This is a genomic window from Aeromonas sp. Prich7-2 (assembly GCF_017939255.1).
Classification (GTDB): domain Bacteria; phylum Pseudomonadota; class Gammaproteobacteria; order Enterobacterales; family Aeromonadaceae; genus Aeromonas; species Aeromonas caviae.
On the sequence record NZ_JAGKRI010000010.1, the window covers coordinates 18,282 to 40,518 of the forward strand.

The window sequence follows — 22,237 nt, forward strand, 5'->3', positions numbered from 1 at the left end:
AAACAGGATACAGGAGCAAGCGAATGCTTATTTTGACTCGTCGTGTAGGGGAAACCCTGATGATTGGTGACGAAGTAACCGTTACCGTACTGGGCGTAAAAGGGAACCAGGTTCGTATCGGTGTGAATGCACCGAAAGAGGTTTCCGTACACCGCGAAGAGATCTACATGCGGATACAGGCCGAGAAAGTCCCGGGCCAACCGAATTTCTAAGCCATTTCATGGCTGCCTGAAGGCGACATCCCGGATGTCGCCTTTTGTTTTTCAGGGGCCTGCAAATCGGCCTGCAGAGCGCGAAACTACTGGGTAAGTGTCGATATTGCTTGAATATTCCACTCTTTGGCCAAATGCTGAGCGAACGCTCTGTTTTCTCCAAAAAAGTGTTTGACTAAAAATCCCTGTGAAGTATTATCAGCCCCGCAAACGGAGAGGTGGCCGAGAGGCTGAAGGCGCTCCCCTGCTAAGGGAGTATGCGGCTTATACCCGCATCGGGGGTTCGAATCCCCCCTTCTCCGCCATTTTGCGCCCGTAGCTCAGCTGGATAGAGTACCTGGCTACGAACCAGGTGGTCAGAGGTTCGAATCCTCTCGGGCGCACCATATTTGACTCTTGGAGTCATGTGTTGACCATAAGCAAGTCGGCACTAAGGAAGGCTTACTGTTGAGTAAGCTTTTTTTATCGTTTGAAAACAGGGCGCCCGTAGCTCAGCTGGATAGAGTACCTGGCTACGAACCAGGTGGTCAGAGGTTCGAATCCTCTCGGGCGCACCATTTCAAGCAATACAATGATTTATGAGCGCCCGTAGCTCAGCTGGATAGAGTACCTGGCTACGAACCAGGTGGTCAGAGGTTCGAATCCTCTCGGGCGCACCATGTTTAAAGCAGTGCAACAATTTATGAGCGCCCGTAGCTCAGCTGGATAGAGTACCTGGCTACGAACCAGGTGGTCAGAGGTTCGAATCCTCTCGGGCGCACCATATTTCAAGCAGTGCAACAAGTTGTGAGCGCCCGTAGCTCAGCTGGATAGAGTACCTGGCTACGAACCAGGTGGTCAGAGGTTCGAATCCTCTCGGGCGCACCATACAGACAGCCTCGACGTCAGTCGGGGCTGTTTTTTTATGGGCGATATCCTCCTCCCCATCATGGGGTTGTCTCTCTCGTGTCCTTCTCCCTGACGCTCCCATGGGGGACGGTTCCCCCTTGCTGCACGTGCCCCCGGGTCACCACTCTCCACGTGTCTTGCCTGGCAGGCTGCTGACGCATCCCGTGGTCGTGCCTGTGGCTACCTGGGGGCACGAACCATGCGCATCTATGCTGTGCGGGGCTGGCGCCCTCTGGCGGCCTGCTGAGGCGTTTGGCTGGCAATAAAAAAGGATGCCGCGGCATCCTTTCATGTCTTCGTGGAGAGAATCAGCTTTTCAGCCACTTGCGGATGCGGTTGGCATCCCCGACAGGGGTGCGTTTGCCCACCGAGTTGAGCAGTACGATGGCGAGCTCCTGACGATCCGGTTTGGCACGCATCAGCAGGCAGCGGCCCGCTTCGTCGGTATAGCCTGTCTTGGAGAGGCGTACATCCCAGTCCGGGTTCTTCACCAGCGGGTTGGTATTGTTGAACATCAGGCTGTAGGCCGGCTTGTGAAAGCGCATCTCCCTGCTGGTGTCCTGGGTGAATTCACGGATCAGCGGCTGTCGATAGGCCGCAGAGAGGAGCTTGGCCAGATCCTGGGCGGTGGAGACGTTGCGGGTCGAGAGACCGGTGGAGTCATAGTAGCGGGTGTTGCGCATGCCGAGCTGTCTGGCCTTGTTGTTCATGGCGCGGATGAAGGCCTGGCGACCCCCCGGGTAGTGGCGGGCAAGCGCCGAGGCCATGCGGTTTTCGGAGGACATCAGCGCCAGATGCAGGGCGTCACGGCGGCTGACCTGGGTGCCCATGCGCACCCGTGAATAGGTGTGCTTGATGTTGTCCCTGTCGTTCTGATCGATGGTCAGGGTCTGATTGAGGTTCTGGCGGGCATCCAGCACCACCAGCGCCGTCATCAGCTTGGTGAGGGAGGCGATGGGGCGCACCCGGGTGGGGTTTTTCTGATACAGGGTCTTGCCGGTGTTGACGTCCATCACCAGGGCACTGCCCGATTTGAGCTGCAGCTTGGCCGGGTTGGGGGTCGCCAGGGCTGTCTGCGAACCCAGCAGTCCCATCAATCCACCTACCAGCGCGATTGCGCGAATCCAACACCCCATACAACCAACTCCATCCACAGCGAAAAAAGGCGCTAGATTCACTCATTTTTGCCCCTGCTTTACAAGAGCGAGCAGGGGGAATTCGCCACTATTTTCCATAAAAAAAGGGCCGCCTGTGGGCGACCCTGTGGTCTGTCTCACTCTCTGGAGACGCCGGGCTTGCGTCTGCTCCACCAGCGCCAGACCAGAGCGATGAGGCCGCCCACCAGCAGCACGACCGGCAGGTAGAGAATGACGCTGAGAAATTGGGACTCATACTGCGCGGCCAGCTTGGTGTGGCTCAGGTAGTAACCCAGCCCGACCAGGGGGCAGATCCACATGATGGAGCTGATCAGGTTGACCACCAGGAAGCGCCCCTGGGGGATCTCGTTGGCGCCGACGATATAGGGGTAGGCGGTACGCACGAAGGCGATGTAGCGGGCGGTGATCAGGGTGATGATGCCGTACTTGTTGAGCAGGTAGTGCACCTTCTCCTTGTGCTTGTCATCAAGGTGGGACATCAGCCTGTGATACATCCGGGTGTGGCCGAGGAAACGCCCCTGCATGTAGCCAAGCCAGGTACCGACGAAGGTCGCCATGATCAGCAGCGGGACCACCGCCATCGGCAACACCCCCTGATAGATCAGCACGCCGGTCAGGATCAGCAGGGTATCCCCTGGCAGGAAGGCGGTGGGGATAAAGCCATTCTCGAGCACCAGGAAGGTCAGCAGGACGACATAGACCATGAAGACCATCTTGGGATCAGAGAGTGTCGCCAGATCCTGATGCATAAAGGCGTGAGCCAGGTGGTAAAACTGCTCCATACATGCAAACTCCGCAGGTTAGCTGGGTTGGTCGGTCAAGGGCATGGCAAGTACCTTGTCGATGCGCAGGCCGTCCATATCCACGATTTCCAGTTGCCACTGTTCCAGGGTGACCAGGTCTCCGGTCTGGGGAAGGCGGCCAAGGAGCAGCATGATAAGCCCTCCAAGGGTGTGATAGTGATGTTTTTCTTCTTCCGGCAGACGAACCAGCTCCAGACAGTCCTTCAATTCTGGCAGCGGAATGAGGCCGTCGAGCAGCCAGCTGCCGTCGGCGCGCTGGAAGGCCCAGTTGTCCTCCCCATCTTCCTGCTGGAAGTCGCCGGCCAGGGTTTCCAGCAGATCCTGCTGGGTGACCAGCCCCTGCAGCTCGCCATATTCGTCCACCACCAGCACCATGTGCTCGGAGTGGGTACGGAAGTGGTTGAGCAGCTCCAGGCCGTTGAGGGTCTCCGGCAGCAGGCTGCCGTCCTGGGTCAGCGCCGCCAGATCGATGGGCTCTCCCTTGATGTAGGCGTGCAGCACCTTGCTGACGTTGAGGATGCCGACGAGATCCGACAAGCTGCCGTCACAGACAGGGAAGAAGCTGTGGCGATACTCCACCAGACGTTGGAGGTTCACTTCCAGCGGCAGTGACAGGTCCAGATAGCGGATGTCGCTGCGCGGCACCATCAGGGAGGCCAGGCTGCGTTCGTCGAGGCGGAACACGTTGCGCAACATAGTGTGCTCATGGTCCTCGATCACCCCCGCTTCGGAGCCCTCCACCAGCATGGCGTGGATCTCCTCCTGAGTGACGTTGTTGCTGCTGCGCTGATCGACCCGCAGCAGCCGCAGGCTGGCGTTGGTGGAGGCGGAGAGCAACCAGACGAAGGGACGGGTCAGGGTCGCCAGCCAGAGCATGGGGCGGGCTACCAGACAGGCGATGCGCTCGGCGCTGAGCTGTCCGAGGCGTTTGGGCACGAGCTCCCCTACCACGATGGAGAGATAGGTGACCAGCACGACCACGATGACGGTGGCGAGCAGGCTGCTGCTCTTGGGGGAGAGCCCCCACTCCTGCAGCCAGAGAGCGAAGGGCTGGGCCAGCAGGGACTCGCCATAGATACCGTTGAGCAGACCGATGCTGGTGATGCCGATCTGCACGGCGGAGAGGAAATGGGTCGGATCTTCCCCGAGCTTGAGGGCGATGGCGGCGGAGCGGCTCCCTTCGCTCGCCATTTTGGCGAGGCGTGCCTTGCGTGCCGTCACGATGGCGATTTCCGACATGGCGAAGACGCCATTGAGCAAAATCAATCCAAACAGGATCAATATTTCCATACTGCAGCAGCACTCCCGATAGAAAAGACCGCTGGCAGTGTAATGAATTTGCGGGCTCTGCGCTTGTGAAAGGAGGTGATTTGGCTCGTGAATTTTTGAATATCGCCCCGGCGGGAGGGATAAAACCGCGGGGCAGGAGAGGGAGAACTGAACCCCTGACATGAAAAAGCCCCCGATAAACGGGGGCTTGTCATGTTGCGCTGTGGCTTAGAGCGCGGCGATCTCGGCCTGTTGGGCTTCCAGCTTGGTCAGCTGGAGACGGTAATCTTCCAGCTTCTCGCGCTCCTTGGTGATGACCGCTTCCGGCGCCTTGGCGACGAAGGCTTCGTTGCCGAGCTTGCCTTCGATGCGGCCGCACTCGCCCACCAGACGGGCCACCTCTTTGGCCAGACGGGCCAGCTCGGCTTCCTTGTCGATGAGACCGGCCATCGGGATCATCAGCTCGGTGGCACCGATCAGCTTCTTCACCGACAGCGGGGCGGTTTCACCGGCCGCCAGTACGCGGATGGATTCCAGACGGGCCAGCGACTTGAGGAAGGCCTCGTTGTCAGCGGCGCGCTGGGCATCCTTGGCATCGCACTGGAGCAGCACGTTGAGGGGCACGCTCGGGGCCACGTTCATCTCGGCGCGGATGTTGCGGATGCTGACGATGAACTCCTTCACCCACTCCTGATCCGCCATCGCGGCGTCGTCCACCTTGGCGGCGTCGAACTCCGGGAAAGCCTGAATCATGATGGTGTCGGCGTGTACGCCAGCCAGCGGGGCGACCGATTTCCAGATGGTCTCGGTGATGAACGGGATGATCGGGTGTGCCAGGCGCAACAGGTTCTCGAGGACGCTGACGAGGGTGTGGCGGGCAGCGCGCTGCTCGGCCTCGGAGCCCTTGGTCAGTACCGGCTTGGTCAGCTCCAGATACCAGTCACAGAACTGGTTCCAGATAAATTCGTACAACACGCCTGCCGCGATGTCGAAGCGGTAGGTATCGAGGGCGGTGCGGAAGTCACGGATGGCCACTTGCAGCTGGGACTGGATCCAGCGATCCGCCAGGCTGAACTGCATCTCGCCACCATTCCCTTGCGAAGAGAAGCCGCAATCCTGATCTTCGGTGTTCATCAGCACATAGCGGGAGGCGTTCCACAGCTTGTTGCAGAAGTTGTTGTAGCCGTCCAGGCGTTTCATGTCCCAGTTGATGTCACGACCGGTAGAGGCCAGCGCTGCCAGCGTGAAGCGCAGGGCGTCGGTACCGTGGGCATCGATCCCTTCCGGGAACTGCTTGGCGGTACGCTTGGCGATCTTCTCGGCCATCTGCGGCTGCATCATGTTGCCGGTGCGCTTCTCCAGCAGATCTTCCAGCGATATGCCGTCGATCATGTCGAGCGGGTCCAGCACGTTGCCCTTGGACTTGGACATCTTCTGGCCCTCTTCGTCACGGATAAGACCGGTGATGTAGACGGTCTTGAACGGGACTTGCGGCTGGCCGTTTTCGTCCTTGATGAAGTGCATGGTCATCATGATCATCCGGGCAATCCAGAAGAAGATGATGTCGAAGCCGCTCATCAGCACGTCGGTCGGGTGGAAGGTCTTGAGTGCCTCGGTGTTGTTCGGCCAGCCCAGAGTGGAGAAGGTCCACAGGGCGGAGCTGAACCAGGTGTCGAGCACGTCTTCGTCCTGACGCAGTACGGTTACGGCCGGGATGCTGTGCTTGGCGCGCACTTCCTCTTCGTTGCGGCCCACGTAGACGTTGCCGGCATCGTCATACCAGGCCGGGATGCGGTGACCCCACCACAGCTGACGGGAGACGCACCAGTCCTGAATGTCGCGCATCCAGGAGAAGTACATGTTTTCGTACTGCTTCGGCACGAACTGGATGCGGCCATCTTCCACCGCCTCGATGGCGGTCTTGGCCATGGGGGCCACGCGGACGTACCACTGGTCGGTCAGCATGGGCTCGATGGGCACGCCGCCGCGATCGCCGTAAGGCTGTTGCAGCACGTGATCCTTGATCTCGGCCAGGAGGCCCAGCTCGTCCAGCTTGGCGACGATGGCCTTGCGGGCGGCGAAGCGCTCCATCCCGGCGAACTCGGTCGGCAGGGCGGCGTCATAGGCGGTGCTCGGGTTGCCATTGGTATCGACCACTTCGGCCTCGGCACGCACGTGGGCGTCCAGGGTGAAGATGTTGATCATCGGCAGGTTGTGGCGCTTGCCCACTTCGTTGTCGTTGAAGTCGTGTGCCGGGGTGATTTTCACGCAGCCGGTGCCTTTCTCCATGTCGGCGTGTTCGTCGGCAACGATGGGGATCAGACGGTTCACCAGCGGCAGCAGGATGTGCTGGCCGATCAGCGCCTTGTAGCGCGGGTCTTCCGGGTTCACGGCCACGGCGGTATCACCCAGCATGGTTTCCGGACGGGTGGTGGCGACGATCAGGTGATCCTGGCCTTCGGCGGTCTTGGCGCCGTTGGCCAGCGGGTAGCGAAGGTGCCACATGTGGCCCTTGATCTCGCGGTTTTCCACTTCCAGGTCGGAGATGGCGGTGTTGAGCTTGGGATCCCAGTTCACCAGACGCTTGCCGCGGTACATCAGGCCGTCTTCGTACAGGCGCACGAACACTTCCTGGACGGCGGCGGAGAGGCCCTCATCCATGGTGAAGCGCTCGCGCTCCCAATCCACGGAGTCACCCAGACGGCGCATCTGACGGGTGATGGTGCCGCCGGACTCTTCCTTCCACTGCCAGATCTTGTCGATGAAGGCTTCCCGGCCGTAATCGTGGCGGGTCTTGCCCTCTTCTGCGGCGATCTTGCGCTCAACCACCATCTGGGTGGCGATACCGGCGTGGTCGGTACCCGCCTGCCACAGGGTGTTCTTGCCCTGCATGCGGTTGTAGCGGATCAGGGTATCCATCAGGGTTTGCTGGAAGGCGTGACCCATGTGCAGGCTGCCGGTGACGTTCGGCGGCGGGATCATGATGCAGAAGGAATCTTTGCTGGTGTCGCCGTGGGGCTTGAAGTAGCCCTGGGCTTCCCAGTGCTGGTAGAGCGCCTGTTCGATGGCGTTGTGATTAAAAGTCTTTTCCATGGTCTCGCCGTATTCTGGATGGATGGATTCTGGTGTTGATTCGTCGTGGATCGAGGGTGGCACAGTCAGGGCTGCGCCGGATCCGGTGCGGCAAGGACGGGCTGATCCCTCATCTCGAGGGTATGGCCCGCCTGGCGATAGTGCTTGTAGCGCTCGCGGGCTTGCTGCTTTTGCGTTTCGTCAGTGGGGACAAAATCTACCACTTGAGCGAAGTGTCCTGCAAACAAAGGTGTCTGCCGGGCCAGGTTGATGAGGCAGGCATAGCGCCGCCGTGGCGGCTGATGGCCTATCTCCACCGGGGCCTGACCGCTCTCCCCCTGCAACTGGTGCGGCACGAAGCGATCGGGCGGCAACTGCCACAACAGCTCGTCCAGACGCAGGGCCTGGGCCTCGTCCTCGCACAGCAGATAGAGGTGACCTGCGCTCCAGCCATCGGCCGCAAGCTGGCAGGCGAGGCGCTCGACGGCGGAGGCATCCGCATCATCGGGCAGGCTCATCAGGTAAAAGGTCACTTGGCTCATCAGGTCGGTCCCGTTTGGCTGTGACGGACAGCGATTGGCCGTCTTCGGGAGCCGCGTCTGGCACGGACTTCCCGGATTCTCTCAATGAAACAAGGAAGAGGCAGGCCTCTTCCTTGTGATACAGGGTAACGCCTTCTCGCATCGCTCTTCGAGTCGATGGGGAAGGGGATCACTCCTTGTCTTCGACGTCCGCCACGCCGGCCCGGTTGAGCAGGAACTGGGTCAGCAGGGGCACAGGACGGCCGGTGGAGCCCTTCTCCTTGCCGCTCTTCCAGGCGGTCCCTGCGATATCCAGGTGGGCCCAGTTGTATTTCTTGGTGAAGCGCGACAGGAAGGCAGCGGCGGTGATGGTACCGGCCGGACGGCCACCGATGTTGGCCATGTCGGCGAACGGGCTTTCCAGCTGCTCCTGATACTCGTCGAACAGGGGCAGGCGCCAAGCGCGATCGCCGGCCTGTTCGGAGGCGTTGAGCAACTCGTGGGCCAGGGGGTTGTGGTTCGCCAAGAGGCCAGAGGTATGGTGGCCCAGGGCGATGATGCAGGCACCGGTCAGGGTCGCCACATCGATCACGGTCTCGGGATCGTAGCGGTCCACATAGGTCAGGGCATCGCACAACACCAGGCGGCCTTCGGCGTCGGTGTTGAGCACCTCGACGGTCTGGCCGGACATGGTAGTGAGGATGTCACCGGGGCGGTAGGCGTTGCCCCCCGGCATGTTCTCGCAGCCCGCCAGCACGCCGATGACGTTGATGGGCAACTGCAACTGGGCCAGGGCGTGCATGGTGCCGAGCACGGAGGCGGCGCCACCCATGTCGTACTTCATCTCGTCCATGCCGTCTGCCGGCTTGATGGAGATGCCGCCGGAGTCGAAGGTCAGCCCCTTGCCCACCAGCACGATGGGCTTGGCGTCGGCGTTGCCCTTGTATTCGATGATGGCCATCATGGCTTCGTTCTCGGAACCACGGGCCACTGCCAGGTAGGAGTTCATGCCGAGCTCGGCCATCTCCTGCTCCCCCACCACCCTGGTGGTGATGTTGTCATAGGCATCCGCCAGACGGCGGGCCTGGGAGGCGAGGTAGGCGGGATTGCAGACGTTGGGCGGCATGTTCGCCACGTCGCGGCAGATGCGCACCCCTTTCGCCACGGCCAGGCCGTGGTTGATGGCGCGCTCGCCTATGGTCAGTTCCCGACGCGTCGGCACGTTGAAGACCAGCTTGCGCAACGGACGGCGCGGTTCGGCCTTGTTGGTCTTGAACTGATCGAAGCTGTAGAGGCCCGCCTTGGTGGTTTCCACCGCCTGACGCACCTTCCAATAGGTATCCCGACCCTTGACGTGCAGCTCGGTCAGGAAGCAGACCGCTTCCATGGAGCCGGTTTCGTTCAGGGTGGTGATGGTCTTGTTGATGATCTGCTTGTACTGGCGCTCGTCGAGTTCGCGCTCCTTGCCGCACCCGACCAGCAGTACGCGCTCGCTGAGCACGCCCGGTACTTGATGCAGCAGCAGCATCTGGCCCGGTTTCCCTTCCAGGTCGCCACGGCGCAGCAGCGAGCTGAGGTAGCCGTCGCTGATCTTGTCCAGCTGTTCGGCAACCGGAGAGAGGCGGCGGGGCTCAAAAACGCCGACCACGACGCAGGCGCTGCGCTGCTTCTCAGGACTGCCACTCTTTACACTGAACTCCATGGAATCTCCTACATCCTAAAGACAAAAGGCACCATTTATTGAATAATGCGGTGCTTGTTGGGGTATCAGAGGCGGAGCGAACAGTCACAGGCTCCGCAGTTCAAACTGGTAAAAATCCAATATAGGGCCCTATTTTTCAGGCATTCGACTAAAAACACAAGTTTACTTGGGAATGACTGTGATCGTTTTCCGATATTTGTTCAGGGAGACCCTGAAAACCCAGCTGGCGGTGCTGTTCGTGCTGCTGCTTATCTTCGTCAGCCAGCAATTTATCCAGATCATTGGCGATGCCGCCGATGGTGAGGTGCCGACGCGCCTGGTATCCACCCTCCTGCTGCTCAACCTGCCGAATATGGCGTTGTTGATGCTGCCTATCAGTCTGTTTTTAGCCATTCTGTTTGCTCACGGCCGTTTGTACGCGGAAAGCGAGATGACGGTGATGCACGCGGTGGGTTTCAGTCACCGTTTCATCATGGGCAGCGCCCTGGTGCTGGCCTTGCTGACCGCCGCCGTCGCGGCGTTCAATACCGGCTGGGTCGCCCCCCAGGCCAAGGAGCGGGAGTACCAGGTGATCGACGAGTTCAAGGCCGATCCCGGTATCTCTTTCCTGCAGGCCGGTCGCTTCATGGAGCTCGACAAGGGGCGCCTGGTGGCCTACATCCAGGATCTGAACGACAAGGGGTCGGAGTTGCAGAAAATCTTCGTGCTGCAACGGGCCGAGGGGGGCTCACCCCCGTCAGTGGTGGTGGCCAACGAGGGGCAGGTGACCGCCGACAGCAACGGCTTGCAGTGGTTGACCCTGAAGGATGGCTCGCGCTACGAGGGGCATTTCACCGGCAAGCAGTTCCAGGTCTCGGAGTTTCGTGAATACAGCCTGGTGATCCGCCAGCAGGAGATGGAGCGATCCAACCGCAAGGCGGCGGCCAAGCCGACCCTGGCATTGCTCGGCACCCAGGACAACCAGCTGATGGCCGAATTGCAGTGGCGCCTGTCGCTGCCCCTCTCCATCCTGGTGCTCACCTTCCTGGTGGTGCCGATGGCGCGGGTCAATCCCCGTCAAGGGCGTTACGCCAAGCTGCTGCCGGCCATCCTGCTCTATCTCTCCTATTTCCTGCTGCTCAGCGCCGCCCGGTCGGCCATCGACAGCGGGCGTCTGCCCCACTGGCCCGGGATGTTCCTGGTGCCCCTGGTCTATCTGCTGCTGATAGGGTTGCCTCTCAACCTGCAGGGCACCAGCTGGTGGAACGGGGTCAAAGGGCAATTGTTCAAGAGAAAGTCAGCGTGATGCTGCAACCTGGGAGTCTCTGCTGATGTTCGGCATTCTCGATAGATACATAGGCAGGGTCATCTTCATGTCGATCCTGCTGTGCGAGCTGACCCTGGTCGGGCTCGCCGCGCTCATCAAGTACGTGGAGCAGTTGAAGGCGGTCGGGGAAGGCAACTACGACATGCTCAACGCCCTCTACTACGTGCTGCTCTCCATGCCCAAGGAGGCGGTGCTCTTCTTCCCCCTGGCTGCCCTGCTCGGTGGCCTCATCGGTCTGGGCCAGCTCGCGACCAGCTCCGAGCTGGTGGTGATGCAGGCGGCGGGACGCTCCAAGATCAGCATCGTCATGGCGGCGCTCAAGACCGCCATTCCCCTGATGCTGCTGGTGGGGCTGATGGGAGAGTACGTCGCACCGGCCGCCAAGCGGATGGCGGATGACATCAAGGCGGGGGCCATGTCGGAAGGGCGGCTTACGGTCTCGGCCTACGGGGTCTGGGCACGGGATGGCAACAACTTCGTCAACATCAACGGGGTGCGCAACGATGGCGCCCTGACCGGCATCACCCTCTACCGCTTCACTCCGTCCCGCAACCTGATCGACGTGGTGCAGGCGAAGGAGGGGGTGTTCGAGGATCACCACTGGCTGCTGAAACAGGTGCACATCACCCGGTTTGACGATCCCACCCGGATCCAGGACGAAGAGCATGCCCAGATGGCCTGGCAATCCGAGCTGACCCCCAAGCAGCTCGGGGTGGTCAGCATCGATCCCGAGAACCTGCCCATCTCGGGGCTGCGGGACTACATCGGTTATCTGGATGCTAACAAGCAGGATGCCGGACGCTACAAGCTGGAGATGTGGCGCAAGCTGCTCTCACCGCTCTCCGTGGTGGCCATGATACTGCTCGCCTCCTCCTTCATCTTCGGTCCGCTGCGCTCGGTGAGCATGGGGGCGCGGATGCTGATGGGGATCATGACCGGCTTCGCGGTCTATGTGAGCGACAGGGTGTTCGGCCCGGTCAGCCTGGTCTATGCGGTCCCGCCCATCCTCGCGGCCATCGCACCCAGCCTGCTGTTTGGCGGCATCTCCTTCTATATCCTGAGCCGCAAGCAGTAGCGGCCTGAAGGACGGCGGGTTGCTGACAAAAGGCGGCCATTGCTCTCGATGCACCGTTTCCGTCAAGGTTCTGGGCTGCAAGCCGTCAGTTCTGGTCAACAAAAAGGGCACCTCGGGGTGCCCTTTTTCGTTGCCGTCTTGGGATCAGCGATTGAGCTGCTCCAGGTTTTCCGTCTTGCCAAGCACCACCACCTCGCACTCGGCCCAGATGTCCTGGAAGGCGCGGGGGCGGGCGCGATTGAACACACACAGCAGGTTGCCCAGGCCAAAGGCCGAGGTAGCGAGCCGGATCAGGGCCTGGGTGACGCGAATGTTGCTGCCGTCCAGGTTCTGGATGCGCAGGCGCCAGGCCCGCATGCCGATGGTCTGGCCGGCGCGGACCCAGAACCAGGTGTAGAAACCGCAGATGACGAAGGCCAGCCAGGCGCTGTAGAGGGGGCTGGTGAGCAGCCAGGCGGCATCCTTGCCCTCGGGGACGTGCGCCATGCCGGTGGCCAGCAGCAGGTGGGCCACCCCCATGCCGATGAAGCCGGCGATGATCAGCAGGGCAATCACCACCAGATAGTCATAGAGCAGGGCGCCGAGACGGCGCAGCAGACCGGCAGACGGATGCCGGGGAGCAGGCTGGAGAGGGGAGGGGGTCTTGCGCTTGGCCATGATGATTATTCCATTAATATGATGCGGGCATTCTATGTAACTGGCCTGGCATCGGCAAGGCGTTGAATAAATGAGCAAACAACGGTGGGCGCAAGAAAAACACCTTGCATGGCCAAGCGCCATTCGTATAATCCCTCGCAGCTGCCCGGGTGGCGAAATCGGTAGACGCAGCGGATTCAAAATCCGCCGTAGCAATACGTGTCGGTTCGAGTCCGACCCCGGGCACCATCAGATTCCATGACAAAAGGCCATCCTCGCGGATGGCCTTTTGTTTTTCCGGGCGGTGCGAAGAGGTGTACCCTCAGACCCTCAGACCCTCAGACCCTCAGACCCTCAGACCCTCAGACCCTCAGACCCTCAGACCCTCAGACCCTCAGACCCTCAGAGCCACAGGCTCTCGGGCCATCAGCCTCTCGGACTGCCATCCCCTCAGTCGATATTCTGTGCGATGCGCCACAGCACGCCTGAGGGATCGTACAGACAGAACTCCTTCATGCGCCACGGCTGGGTGACGAGCTCCGTGACCCTGACGCCATAGCGGGCGGCGACATGGCTCGCCTCCACTTGGGCCTGCCAGGCGGCCACGTCCTCCACCAGGAGGTGCATCATGAGCTGCTCGGCCAGCCCCGGGGGGTTGCCATCCTGCAGCAGGAAGCTTGCGTTGCCGAGATGAAAATAGGCCACGCCGTCGCCATCGGAGGCCAGGGTAAAGCCGAGATCCTGATAGAACTGCTTTGACAGCGGGAAATCCCGGGCAGGCACGAACGCCTTGATTTCGGTCACGTTGAGATTGGGCATGGGCTCCTCGCGGCGCTGGGAACAGGGGATGATGGCTTGCCAGTATGACCGGGCATTTCGGGGCAAGCCAGACGAATGGCGCGAGTTTGCACTCTTATCGTGCTTGTGCCCCTCGGGTGGGGGGATATTGGCCGTCAGCCTCATTTGATTTCACCATGGTATGGCCCATTTCATTTATTTCATAAATACCTTAGCGGGATAGATAAGCCTGCCAGGGTGACATCACCACGGGTTCGCCCCGTCATTGTGAGGCGATTGGGTCATCCTGGTGCATTTTCCCGGCAATGCACAGCCAAAGTGCGATTTTCCCCCTGTAACCGGGCATCGTGCGCCAAGATGGTGCGTGTTGAATGTGATAAAAACATAACGCCATGAAATAAAAGGATTATTTTTCTTGGCCTGCTTTATGCTTTCCCCATGTCATGTCGCCATGATGTCTCCGTGAGCCACACAGGTGCGGTGGGCAGGTGGCCAGGTTGGAAATGCATATCAGGAAATGGACCCGGATGCCGGGACGACAAGGAGAGGGCTGTATGTTCAAGAGACTCGTAATGACTGGCCTGCTGGCGCTGGCCGCCACCATGGCCGCCCCGGGCTGGGCCGAAGAGGTGGCCGCGCAGGCCGATGTGGTACAGGCGGCCGCGACCGTGACCATCAACAAGGGGGACAATACCTGGCTGATGGTGGCGGCGGCCCTGGTGATCCTGATGTCCGTGCCGGGCCTCGCCCTCTTCTACGGCGGCCTGGTGCGCGCCAAGAACATGCTGAGTGTGCTGATGCAGGTGTTCACCCTGTTCTGCCTCATCACCGTCCTCTGGGTGGTCTACGGCTACTCCCTGGCCTTCACCGAGGGCGGCGCCTTCTACGGTTCCTTCGACAAGGTGCTGCTGATGGGGGTGACGCCGGATTCCATCGCCGCCACCTTCAGCAAGGGGGTCGGGATCAGCGAGTTCATCTACGTGGTGTTCCAGGGCGCCTTTGCCGCCATCACCTGCGGGCTCATCGTCGGCGGCTTTGCCGAGCGGATGAAGTTCTCGGCGGTGCTGCTGTTCGCGGTGATCTGGTTCACCTTCGCCTATATCCCGATGGCGCACATGGTGTGGTACTGGGCGGGTCCGGATGCCTACACGGATGCGGCCGCCGCCGAAGCGGCCGGTGCCACCGCAGGCTATCTGTTCCAGCACGGCGCTCTGGACTTCGCCGGCGGCACAGTGGTGCACATCAACGCCGCGGTGGCCGGTCTGGTTGGGGCCTTCATGGTGGGCAAACGGGTTGGCTATGGCCGTGACCCCATGACCCCCCACAGCCTGACCATGACCATGATCGGTGCCGCCTTGCTGTGGTTCGGCTGGTTCGGCTTCAACGCTGGTTCCTCCCTCGAAGCCAACGGCACGGCGGCCCTGGCCTTCGCCAACACCTGGATCGCACCGGCCGCTGCCGCCCTCTCCTGGACCTTCGCCGAGTGGGCGATGAAGGGCCGTCCCTCCCTGCTTGGCGCCGTGTCCGGTGCGGTGGCGGGCCTGGTCGCCATCACCCCTGCCGCCGGTTTCGTCGGTGTGGGGGGCGCCCTCATCATCGGCCTGCTCAGCGGTGTGGCCGGTTTGTGGGGCGTGCACGGTCTCAAGCGTCTGCTGGGGGCCGATGACAGCCTGGACGTGTTCGGCCTGCACGGGGTGTGCGGGATCCTGGGTGCCGTGCTGACTGGGGTGTTCGCCAGCCCGGATCTGGGCGGCACCGGGGTGTGGGACTATGTGACCAACCAGGTGGCCGAGGGGTACTCCATCCTGGCCCAGGTCAAGGTACAGGTCATCGGCGTGGGGGTGACCGTGGTCTGGACCGCCCTGGTCTCGGCCGTGGCCTACAAGCTGGTGGACCTGCTGATCGGTCTGCGGGTGAAGGAAGATGCCGAGCGCGAAGGGCTGGACGTGACCAGCCACGGCGAGAAAGCCTACAGCCATTGATCCTGCTGCCATGAATGTCATACCGCCGGCCCCGTCCGGCGGTTTTTTTATTGGGGCGGACTGGCCAGGCTGCCCGGACCGGGCCGCTGGTGGCCGGGGTCGCTATTTGTGTTTGCGGGGTCTTTTATGCCTGCATTTTGGGCGGATCTCCGCTAAACTCTGCCACCCTTTATTCGGGGTCGCCGGGTCTGCCCCGTCGTCACCCTCTCTTTCATGCCTTCGGAGCCGCTCATGCCGTTAGTGGGACACCAACATCAGATCGATATTCTGGAACTGACCGACAAGGGGGATGGCAAGGGTCGCCTGTTCGATCGCCCCCTGTTTGTCGAGGGTCTGCTGCCCGGTGAGCAGGCGCTGGTCGAGTTGACCGAGGTCAAACCGAACTACCTGCACGGCAAGCTGGTCGAGTTGACCCAGCCCTCTGCCGATCGGGTGGCCGATTTTTGCCCCAACACCGAATGCGGTGGCTGCCAGGTGCGCCCGCTGGCCTATCCGGCCCAGCTTGCCCTCAAGCAGAGCCTGGTGCAGAGCGCACTGGAGCAGGTCGGGCTGGGTGAGGCCGTGGTCAACCCCATCCTCGGCATGGAGACGCCGTTTGCCTACCGCAACAAGGCCCAGTACGCGGTGCGTGGCAGCGAGGCGGGCGCCGAGATCGGCTTCTACCGCAAGCACTCCCATGACCTCATCACCGCCGATGATTGCGCGGTGCAGGATTCGCTGCACGTGGAGCTCAACGCCCGGGTACGCAACTGGATGCGCGAGCACGACATCGCGGCCTATGACGAGGTGGCCCACACCGGCTGCGTGCGCAACCTGATGACCCGCAAGGGCTTCAAGAGCGGCGAGCTGATGGTGGTGCTGGTGACCCTGGGCGAAGCGCTGCCGTTCGAAGCCGAGCTGCTGGCGGCCCTGGCGGATCTGCCGGTCACCACCCTGGTGCAGAACATCAACGAGGTGCGTACCAACCGCATCCTGGGTGACAAGAACCGGGTGCTGCTGGGCAGCGGTGTGATCCGCGACAAGATCCACGAGCTCGAATTCGAGATCTCGCCCCTCTCCTTCTTCCAGAACAACCCGAGCCAGACCGACGTGCTCTACTCCAAGGCGCTGGAGTATTGCGAGCTGACCGGCAGCGAGACGGTGTTCGACATCTATTGCGGCATCGGCACCATCTCCCTGTTCCTGGCAGGCAAGGCCGCCAAGGTGGTGGGGATTGAGTCGGTGGAGAGTGCCATCAGCGACGCCCGTCGCAATGCGGCCCTCAACGGCATCGAGCAGACCGAGTTCCACGTGGGCAAGGCGGAGCAGCTGATGCCTGCCCTGCATGCCGACGGGGTGAGTGCCGATGTGGTGGTGATGGATCCGCCCCGCAAGGGCTGTGACAAGGCGGTATTGCAGACCCTGGTGGCCATGGCGCCGCGCCGGCTGGTCTATGTCTCCTGCAACCCCCAGACCCTGGCCCGGGATCTCGCCTGGCTGGTCAAGCAGGGCTTCGTGCTGGACGAGGTGCAGCCGGTGGACATGTTCCCGCACTCCATGCACGTGGAAGCCGTTGCTCGCCTGAGCCTGTCAGCGAAAGCCTGATCGGGCCGAGGGCGTGGCGTTAGCCAGATGGCTCTGATAGAAACGACTCCTGAGGGAGTCGTTTTTTTATGGTCGTGGTCGGCAGAACCACCAGGCAGGGAGATCGGCGTGATGATTCGTATGGCAGGGGTGGAGGATGCGGCGGTGCTGGATCACTTCTTCGGGCAACTGGACAGGGAGACCCGCTTCATGCTGTATGAAGCGGGAGAGCGCCCCTCGGACATCGCGGGGCAGCGCAGGCGGCTCGAGGCCATGGCCGCGGCCCCCAATCAGGCCATGTGGTTGCTGGAGCTGGCGGGGGAGGTGCAAGGGTTTGCCGCGCTCCTTGGTGGCGGCCTGGCACGCAACCGCCACTGCGCCCTGGTGGTGATGGGGCTGCGTTCGTCGGCGCGCGGGCAGGGATGGGGTGAACGGTTGCTGCGTACCCTGATCGCGACCGCGAGGGATCTCGGTATCCACCGGCTGGAGCTGGGAGTGATGGCCCACAACGAGGTGGCCCACGCCTTGTATCGCAAGTGCGGGTTCGTGGAGGAAGGGGTGAGACGGCAGGCCTATCGGCTGGACGAGGGCTATGTGGACGAGATTGCCATGGGGCTGCTGCTGCCGCTGGACAGGCCATGACGCCGCTGGCCCCGAGATGCTGGTCTGGGGCGCTGGATTGGGGCAGGCTTGTGGGGAAACCATCAAGACAAGGAGGCGCCCATGAAGGGGATATTGCTGCGTTGGCTGGCTCGCTACGATGCCTGGTGCCAGGAGTGGGGACTCACACCGGAGAACCGGCGCTGCTGCGCGCCGGTACGCCATGATGAAGACGAGAAGCGCCCGGAGAAGGGCGACGACCTCACTGGAACTGGCGGGTCACGGCGCCAGTGACGCTGTTGTAGTCGAACGATAGCCCATCGGGGTATGTCGGGAAGCGGCCAACGGAGCTGCGCAGGGTATAGCGGCAGTTGTCGTGACGAAGGGCGCCGTCAGCCTGAGCGTCTGCCGGGATGAGCCGGGAGATGTAGTCACTGTCCGAATCCTGGTGCAACTCATCGGCCACCGTCAGGTCGGTATCGAGCAGGGCGCCAAACAGGCTCTCGCAGTCGTCCCGGCTGCTGACGGAGATCTGATCGCTGTCGCCACCGGGGAAGACGGTATCGGGCCCCTGACCTCCCTGGTCCTCCTTGGTGCCCACCGGCCAGCCATGGCTGTTGATGTCGAGATCCTGCCTGCCCATGCCGCTAAAGTTGTAGAGTGCCAGGGGCTCCCCCCTTTACCTTGACCGCCCAGCCGGCGTGGGCGAGCCGGGCGGCACTGGCAAAGCTGCCCGCCGTGGCCGAGACGCTGCTCTTGAGCCCGTCGTCCTGGATGTTGATGAAGCGGGGCAGGGCGGTCACGGCCAGGATCCCCAGCACGATGATGACCAGCACCAGTTCTATCAGGGTAAAGCCTCGGGAAACGTGTGTTGGCATGGAATGAACCCATTGAGTACGACAGACAGGTAAGCGCGACATGGAATTGATAGACACCCACTGCCACCTCGATTTTCCGGTCTTTGACGCCGATAGGGAGGCGCTGCTGACCCGGTGGCGCCAGCTGGGGGTGGGCGAGTATATCATCCCCGCCGTGGGAGAGGAAAACTGGGGGCGGGTGATGGCGCTGGCCGGGCGCCACGACGACATCCGCTATGGCCTGGGGATCCATCCCTGGTATGTGGGCAAGCAGCCCCGGGATGCACTGACCCGGCTGGAGACCCTGCTGGCGAGTCGGCCCCGTGGGCTGGTGGCCGTGGGGGAGTGCGGGCTGGATCTGCGCTCCCATGTGTCGCAGGAGGGGCAGGTCGAGATGTTCGAGGCGCAGGTGCGGCTGGCCATGGCGCATGCGCTGCCCCTCATCGTCCACTCGGTGCGTGCCAACGACACGGTCGCCAAGATCCTGCGGCGCTTCACACCGCCACAAGGGGGGGTCATTCACGCCTTCAGCGGTTCCCTGCATCAGGCGGAGGTGTTCTGGCAACTGGGTTTCAGGCTGGGGATCGGGGGGGTCATCAGCTATGAGCGGGCCAACAAGACCCGGGAGGCGATACGCCAGATGCCGCTGGAGGCCTTGCTGCTGGAAACCGACGCTCCCGACATGCCGCTGCAAGGCCAGCAGGGGGAGGTGAACACGCCGGCCAGCCTGCCGACCATAGCCCGCTTGTTGGCACAATTGCGGCAGCAACCGCTGGAGGATGTTATTTCGGTGTTACATGACTCCGCCCGGCGGCTGTTCCCCCCAGGAAATCATGAAATTAACATTTGATTATCAAATGATGACCGAGTGATAAAAAACAGGGCCCATAAAAATCGTTTGCGGTCTAATTAAACGATGTTCAGGCCGTTTGTGGCTTATAAAATGTGACCAGTATTCTATTTTGTCGCACCGTAATTAGTATAATGCGCACCCTTGATTAGCGGCTTCAATACACAAATCGTTAACAAGCTGGCAGGTGCTACTAAAGAGGAAGTGTTAATAATGAATCTGATAATGGGTCTGGTAGGGATGGCGACGCTCATCCTTATTGCGGTGCTGTTCTCCAGCAACCGCAAGGCAATCAAAATTCGTACCGTAGGTGGCGCCTTTGCCATCCAGGCCGGTCTGGGGGCCTTCGTGCTCTACGTGCCGGTCGGTCGTGACATCCTGGTGGGCGTGTCCGACGCCGTCTCCAGCGTCATCGGTTATGGCCAGAACGGCATCGAATTCCTGTTCGGTGGTCTGGTTGGCAACAAGATGTTCGAAGTGTTCGGTGGCGGTGGCTTCGTCTTCGCCTTCCGCGTCCTGCCCGTCATCATCTTCTTCTCTTCCCTGATCGCGGTACTCTACTACCTCGGCATCATGCAGTGGGTGATCAAGCTGCTGGGCGGCGGTCTGCAGAAGGTGCTGGGCACCTCCCGTACCGAATCCCTCTCCGCCACTGCCAACATCTTCGTCGGTCAGACCGAAGCCCCGCTGGTGGTACGTCCCTTCATCTCCAAGATGACTGACTCCGAGCTGTTCGCCGTCATGTGTGGTGGTCTGGCTTCCGTTGCCGGCTCCGTGCTGGCCGGTTACGCCTCCATGGGCGTCAAGATGGAATACCTGATCGCCGCCTCCTTCATGGCTGCCCCGGGTGGTCTGCTGTTCGCCAAGTTGCTGGTACCGGAAACCGAGACCCCGAGCTACGACGAGAACACCGCAGAAGGTGAGCTGGACGACAAGCCGGCCAACGTGATCGACGCTGCCGCCGCCGGTGCCTCCGCCGGTCTGCAACTGGCCCTGAACGTGGGTGCCATGCTGCTGGCCTTCATCGGCCTCATCGCCATGATCAACGGCATCTTCTCCGGTGTGGGCGGCTGGTTCGGTTACCCGCAACTCTCCCTGGAGCTGCTGCTGGGCTGGCTGTTCTCCCCGCTGGCCTTCCTGATCGGCGTGCCCTGGAGCGAAGCGGTCGTGGCCGGTTCCTTCATCGGTCAGAAGCTGGTGGTCAACGAGTTCGTGGCTTACCTGAACTTTGCCCCCTACCTGAAGGATGAAGTGCTGATCAACGGTGTGGCCATGTCCGAGCACACCAAGGCGATCATCTCCTTCGCCCTGTGCGGCTTCGCCAACCTGTCCTCCGTCGCCATCCTGCTGGGTGGTCTGGGCTCCATGGCACCGAACCGTCGCGGCACCATCGCCAAGTTCGGTCTGAAGGCCGTGCTGGCAGGTTCCCTGTCCAACCTGATGTCTGCGACCATCGCAGGCTTCTTCCTGGCGCTGTCCGGCATGTAACATCGCCTGACTGACAGGATAAAGACGAACGCCACAGCGATTTGCTGTGGCGTTCTCGTTTGGGGTGGTGACAACCGTTTTCCTGTCAAGACTAATAATAAAGTGAGTCAAATCGGAGGTTCTATGAATGAAGTGCTACTGGCTATGGCGGCCGGCTTTATCGTTGGGGTGTTGTTTTCTTTCCTCAAGTTGCCGATACCGGCGCCGCCCGTCCTCTCCGGCGTCATGGGGATCGTGGGGGTCTATCTGGGGGGCATTGCCTACTCCTGGATCCTGACCCGCTTCTTCTCTTAAGCGCCTTCCAGCGCTGGATTTGCCGGGTGTGAGGTACCTCTGAAATTGGCAAATCCGGCTTGCAAACACGGGGTATCTCGGCTGAAATAGGCGATGCCAGCAGGGTGCTGGCATTGACTAATGCCCGGTGAATCCGGGTGTTGGCGGTCAAATGGAATTGATTGGGAAGTCGGGTCTGCGTAGTCGGCCTTTCTCAAGTCTTCATGGAACCAAGTCCGCACTTTTGTAAGAAAGTGACAGGGCTCTTGCCTTATTTGCAGCCGTATTGCCTGTGCATTTGCGCTGCAATTCCATATCCCGTTGCTCCGGGAACGTCTCTGCCGACCCTTGGTGTTCGGTGAAGCCGATCGCGGGTGATGGGGCTTAACAAGACTTTGGAGACATAGCATGACTGATCTGAAAGTGGCCGCCCAACGTGCCCTGAACCTGATGGACCTGACCACCCTGAACGATGACGACACCGATCAGAAGGTGATCGACCTGTGCCACAAGGCCAAGTCTCCGGCCGGCCTGACCGCCGCCGTCTGCATCTACCCCCGTTTCATCCCCATCGCACGCAAGACCCTGCGTGACATCGGCGCCGCCGACGTGCGCATCGCGACCGTGACCAACTTCCCCCACGGCAACGACGACATCGAGATCGCCGTGGCCGAGACCCGCGCCGCCGTGGCCTACGGTGCCGACGAGGTGGACGTGGTCTTCCCGTACCGCGCCTTCATGGCCGGCAATGAACAGGTCGGCTTCGATCTGGTCAAAGCATGTAAGGAAGCCTGCGGCGCCAAGGTACTGCTGAAAGTGATCATCGAGACCGGCGAGTTGAAGGAAGAGGCGCTGATCCGTCGCGCCTCCGAGATCTCCATCGACGCCGGTGCCGATTTCATCAAGACCTCCACCGGCAAGGTGCCGGTCAATGCGACCCCGGAAGCTGCCCGCATCATGATGGAAGTGATCAAGGCCAAGAACCCGAAAGTGGGCTTCAAGCCGGCCGGTGGCGTGAAAGACGCCGCCGTGGCGGGTCAGTACCTGGCCATGGCCGAAGAGATCCTGGGCAAGGACTGGGTATCCGCCCGCACCTTCCGCTTCGGCGCCTCCAGCCTGCTGGCCAGCCTGCTGGCGACCCTGGGGCATGGCGACAAGCCTGCTAATACCAGCGGTTACTAAGCG

At 61.4% G+C, this 22,237-nt stretch carries 19 protein-coding genes, 7 tRNA genes and 1 pseudogene; 18 read left to right on the plus strand and 9 right to left on the minus strand.

Going from position 1 to position 22,237, the window contains the following annotated elements:
- Window positions 1-23 precede the first annotated feature (23 nt).
- The 7 genes from csrA (at window position 24) to J9892_RS02905 (ending at window position 1,079) form a co-directional block, all read left to right on the plus strand.
- Complete coding sequence (gene csrA, locus J9892_RS02875) at window positions 24-212, plus strand: carbon storage regulator CsrA (RefSeq protein WP_005315760.1); 189 nt, start codon at window positions 24-26, stop codon at window positions 210-212.
- Between the two features lie 212 nt (window positions 213-424).
- A tRNA-Ser gene (locus J9892_RS02880) sits at window positions 425-517 on the plus strand.
- Window positions 518-521: 4 nt separating this feature from the next.
- Window positions 522-598 (plus strand) — tRNA-Arg (locus J9892_RS02885).
- Window positions 599-692: 94 nt separating this feature from the next.
- Window positions 693-769 (plus strand) — tRNA-Arg (locus J9892_RS02890).
- Window positions 770-794: 25 nt separating this feature from the next.
- Window positions 795-871: transfer RNA gene (locus tag J9892_RS02895), tRNA-Arg, on the plus strand.
- A gap of 27 nt (window positions 872-898) precedes the next feature.
- Window positions 899-975, plus strand: a tRNA-Arg gene (locus J9892_RS02900).
- A 27-nt stretch (window positions 976-1,002) separates the two neighbouring features.
- Window positions 1,003-1,079 (plus strand) — tRNA-Arg (locus tag J9892_RS02905).
- Window positions 1,080-1,408: 329 nt separating this feature from the next.
- Here the strand turns inward: J9892_RS02905 and pbpG are convergent.
- The 6 genes from pbpG to pepA form a co-directional block, all read right to left on the minus strand.
- Complete coding sequence (pbpG, locus tag J9892_RS02910) at window positions 1,409-2,236, minus strand: D-alanyl-D-alanine endopeptidase (protein ID WP_052815403.1); 828 nt, start codon at window positions 2,234-2,236, stop codon at window positions 1,409-1,411.
- Window positions 2,237-2,373: 137 nt separating this feature from the next.
- The gene (locus tag J9892_RS02915) at window positions 2,374-3,039 is read right to left on the minus strand and encodes a DedA family protein (RefSeq protein WP_010672956.1); all 666 of its coding nucleotides are present in this window, start codon (window positions 3,037-3,039) and stop codon (window positions 2,374-2,376) included.
- A gap of 18 nt (window positions 3,040-3,057) precedes the next feature.
- Window positions 3,058-4,350: a hemolysin family protein gene (locus tag J9892_RS02920; protein ID WP_029313724.1), complete on the minus strand. Its 1,293-nt coding sequence runs from the start codon at window positions 4,348-4,350 to the stop codon at window positions 3,058-3,060.
- A gap of 207 nt (window positions 4,351-4,557) precedes the next feature.
- A complete protein-coding gene (locus tag J9892_RS02925) occupies window positions 4,558-7,422 on the minus strand; it encodes a valine--tRNA ligase (RefSeq protein WP_171864939.1) in 2,865 nt (954 codons plus the stop codon).
- A 65-nt stretch (window positions 7,423-7,487) separates the two neighbouring features.
- Window positions 7,488-7,943, minus strand: coding sequence for a DNA polymerase III subunit chi (locus tag J9892_RS02930; RefSeq protein ID WP_161470422.1), 456 nt, complete (start codon window positions 7,941-7,943; stop codon window positions 7,488-7,490).
- A 169-nt stretch (window positions 7,944-8,112) separates the two neighbouring features.
- Entirely contained in the window at window positions 8,113-9,624 is a 1,512-nt protein-coding gene (gene pepA, locus J9892_RS02935) for a leucyl aminopeptidase (RefSeq protein ID WP_010672960.1), read from the minus strand.
- A gap of 172 nt (window positions 9,625-9,796) precedes the next feature.
- Between pepA and lptF the strand changes: the two genes are divergently transcribed.
- Both lptF and lptG read left to right on the plus strand, forming a co-directional pair.
- Window positions 9,797-10,909: an LPS export ABC transporter permease LptF gene (gene lptF / locus J9892_RS02940; RefSeq protein ID WP_029313726.1), complete on the plus strand. Its 1,113-nt coding sequence runs from the start codon at window positions 9,797-9,799 to the stop codon at window positions 10,907-10,909.
- A gap of 25 nt (window positions 10,910-10,934) precedes the next feature.
- The gene (gene lptG / locus J9892_RS02945) at window positions 10,935-12,005 is read left to right on the plus strand and encodes an LPS export ABC transporter permease LptG (protein WP_010672962.1); all 1,071 of its coding nucleotides are present in this window, start codon (window positions 10,935-10,937) and stop codon (window positions 12,003-12,005) included.
- 144 nt (window positions 12,006-12,149) lie between these two features.
- Here lptG and J9892_RS02950 read toward each other — a convergent pair whose 3' ends face one another.
- On the minus strand, window positions 12,150-12,662 hold the full coding sequence (locus J9892_RS02950) for an RDD family protein (RefSeq protein ID WP_010672963.1): 513 nt from the start codon (window positions 12,660-12,662) through the stop codon (window positions 12,150-12,152).
- Between the two features lie 143 nt (window positions 12,663-12,805).
- On the opposite strand from J9892_RS02950, the gene J9892_RS02955 reads away from it, so the two are divergent.
- Window positions 12,806-12,890: transfer RNA gene (locus tag J9892_RS02955), tRNA-Leu, on the plus strand.
- A 201-nt stretch (window positions 12,891-13,091) separates the two neighbouring features.
- Here the strand turns inward: J9892_RS02955 and J9892_RS02960 are convergent.
- Window positions 13,092-13,460: a VOC family protein gene (locus J9892_RS02960; RefSeq protein WP_161470420.1), complete on the minus strand. Its 369-nt coding sequence runs from the start codon at window positions 13,458-13,460 to the stop codon at window positions 13,092-13,094.
- 533 nt (window positions 13,461-13,993) lie between these two features.
- On the opposite strand from J9892_RS02960, the gene amt reads away from it, so the two are divergent.
- The 4 genes from amt to J9892_RS02980 all read left to right on the plus strand — a co-directional run bounded on the left by amt (window position 13,994) and on the right by J9892_RS02980 (window position 17,878).
- The gene (gene amt, locus J9892_RS02965; RefSeq protein ID WP_010673021.1) at window positions 13,994-15,421 is read left to right on the plus strand and encodes an ammonium transporter; all 1,428 of its coding nucleotides are present in this window, start codon (window positions 13,994-13,996) and stop codon (window positions 15,419-15,421) included.
- Between the two features lie 231 nt (window positions 15,422-15,652).
- The gene (gene rlmD / locus J9892_RS02970) at window positions 15,653-17,005 is read left to right on the plus strand and encodes a 23S rRNA (uracil(1939)-C(5))-methyltransferase RlmD (protein ID WP_052816281.1); all 1,353 of its coding nucleotides are present in this window, start codon (window positions 15,653-15,655) and stop codon (window positions 17,003-17,005) included.
- Window positions 17,006-17,116: 111 nt separating this feature from the next.
- Window positions 17,117-17,626: a GNAT family N-acetyltransferase gene (locus J9892_RS02975; protein WP_210537978.1), complete on the plus strand. Its 510-nt coding sequence runs from the start codon at window positions 17,117-17,119 to the stop codon at window positions 17,624-17,626.
- A gap of 81 nt (window positions 17,627-17,707) precedes the next feature.
- Window positions 17,708-17,878, plus strand: coding sequence for a DUF5363 family protein (locus J9892_RS02980; RefSeq protein ID WP_164882078.1), 171 nt, complete (start codon window positions 17,708-17,710; stop codon window positions 17,876-17,878).
- Here the strand turns inward: J9892_RS02980 and tppF are convergent.
- Window positions 17,847-18,462: pseudogene (tppF, locus tag J9892_RS02985) on the minus strand (type IVa pilus pseudopilin TppF). The gene J9892_RS02980 and the pseudogene tppF overlap by 32 nt on opposite strands.
- Window positions 18,463-18,502: 40 nt before the next feature.
- Here tppF and J9892_RS02990 point away from each other — a divergent pair.
- From J9892_RS02990 to deoC, 4 genes are all read left to right on the plus strand, one after another.
- Complete coding sequence (locus J9892_RS02990) at window positions 18,503-19,291, plus strand: TatD family hydrolase (protein ID WP_102949142.1); 789 nt, start codon at window positions 18,503-18,505, stop codon at window positions 19,289-19,291.
- A gap of 213 nt (window positions 19,292-19,504) precedes the next feature.
- Window positions 19,505-20,779 (plus strand): NupC/NupG family nucleoside CNT transporter, encoded by a 1,275-nt coding sequence (locus tag J9892_RS02995; RefSeq protein WP_010673026.1) that lies wholly within the window; start codon window positions 19,505-19,507, stop codon window positions 20,777-20,779.
- 123 nt (window positions 20,780-20,902) lie between these two features.
- The gene (locus J9892_RS03000; RefSeq protein ID WP_010673027.1) at window positions 20,903-21,073 is read left to right on the plus strand and encodes a DUF1427 family protein; all 171 of its coding nucleotides are present in this window, start codon (window positions 20,903-20,905) and stop codon (window positions 21,071-21,073) included.
- Window positions 21,074-21,460: 387 nt separating this feature from the next.
- Window positions 21,461-22,234 carry a deoxyribose-phosphate aldolase gene (gene deoC / locus J9892_RS03005; RefSeq protein WP_039039946.1) on the plus strand — a complete coding sequence of 258 codons (774 nt, stop codon included), beginning with the start codon at window positions 21,461-21,463 and terminating at the stop codon, window positions 22,232-22,234.
- Window positions 22,235-22,237: the final 3 nt, after the last annotated feature.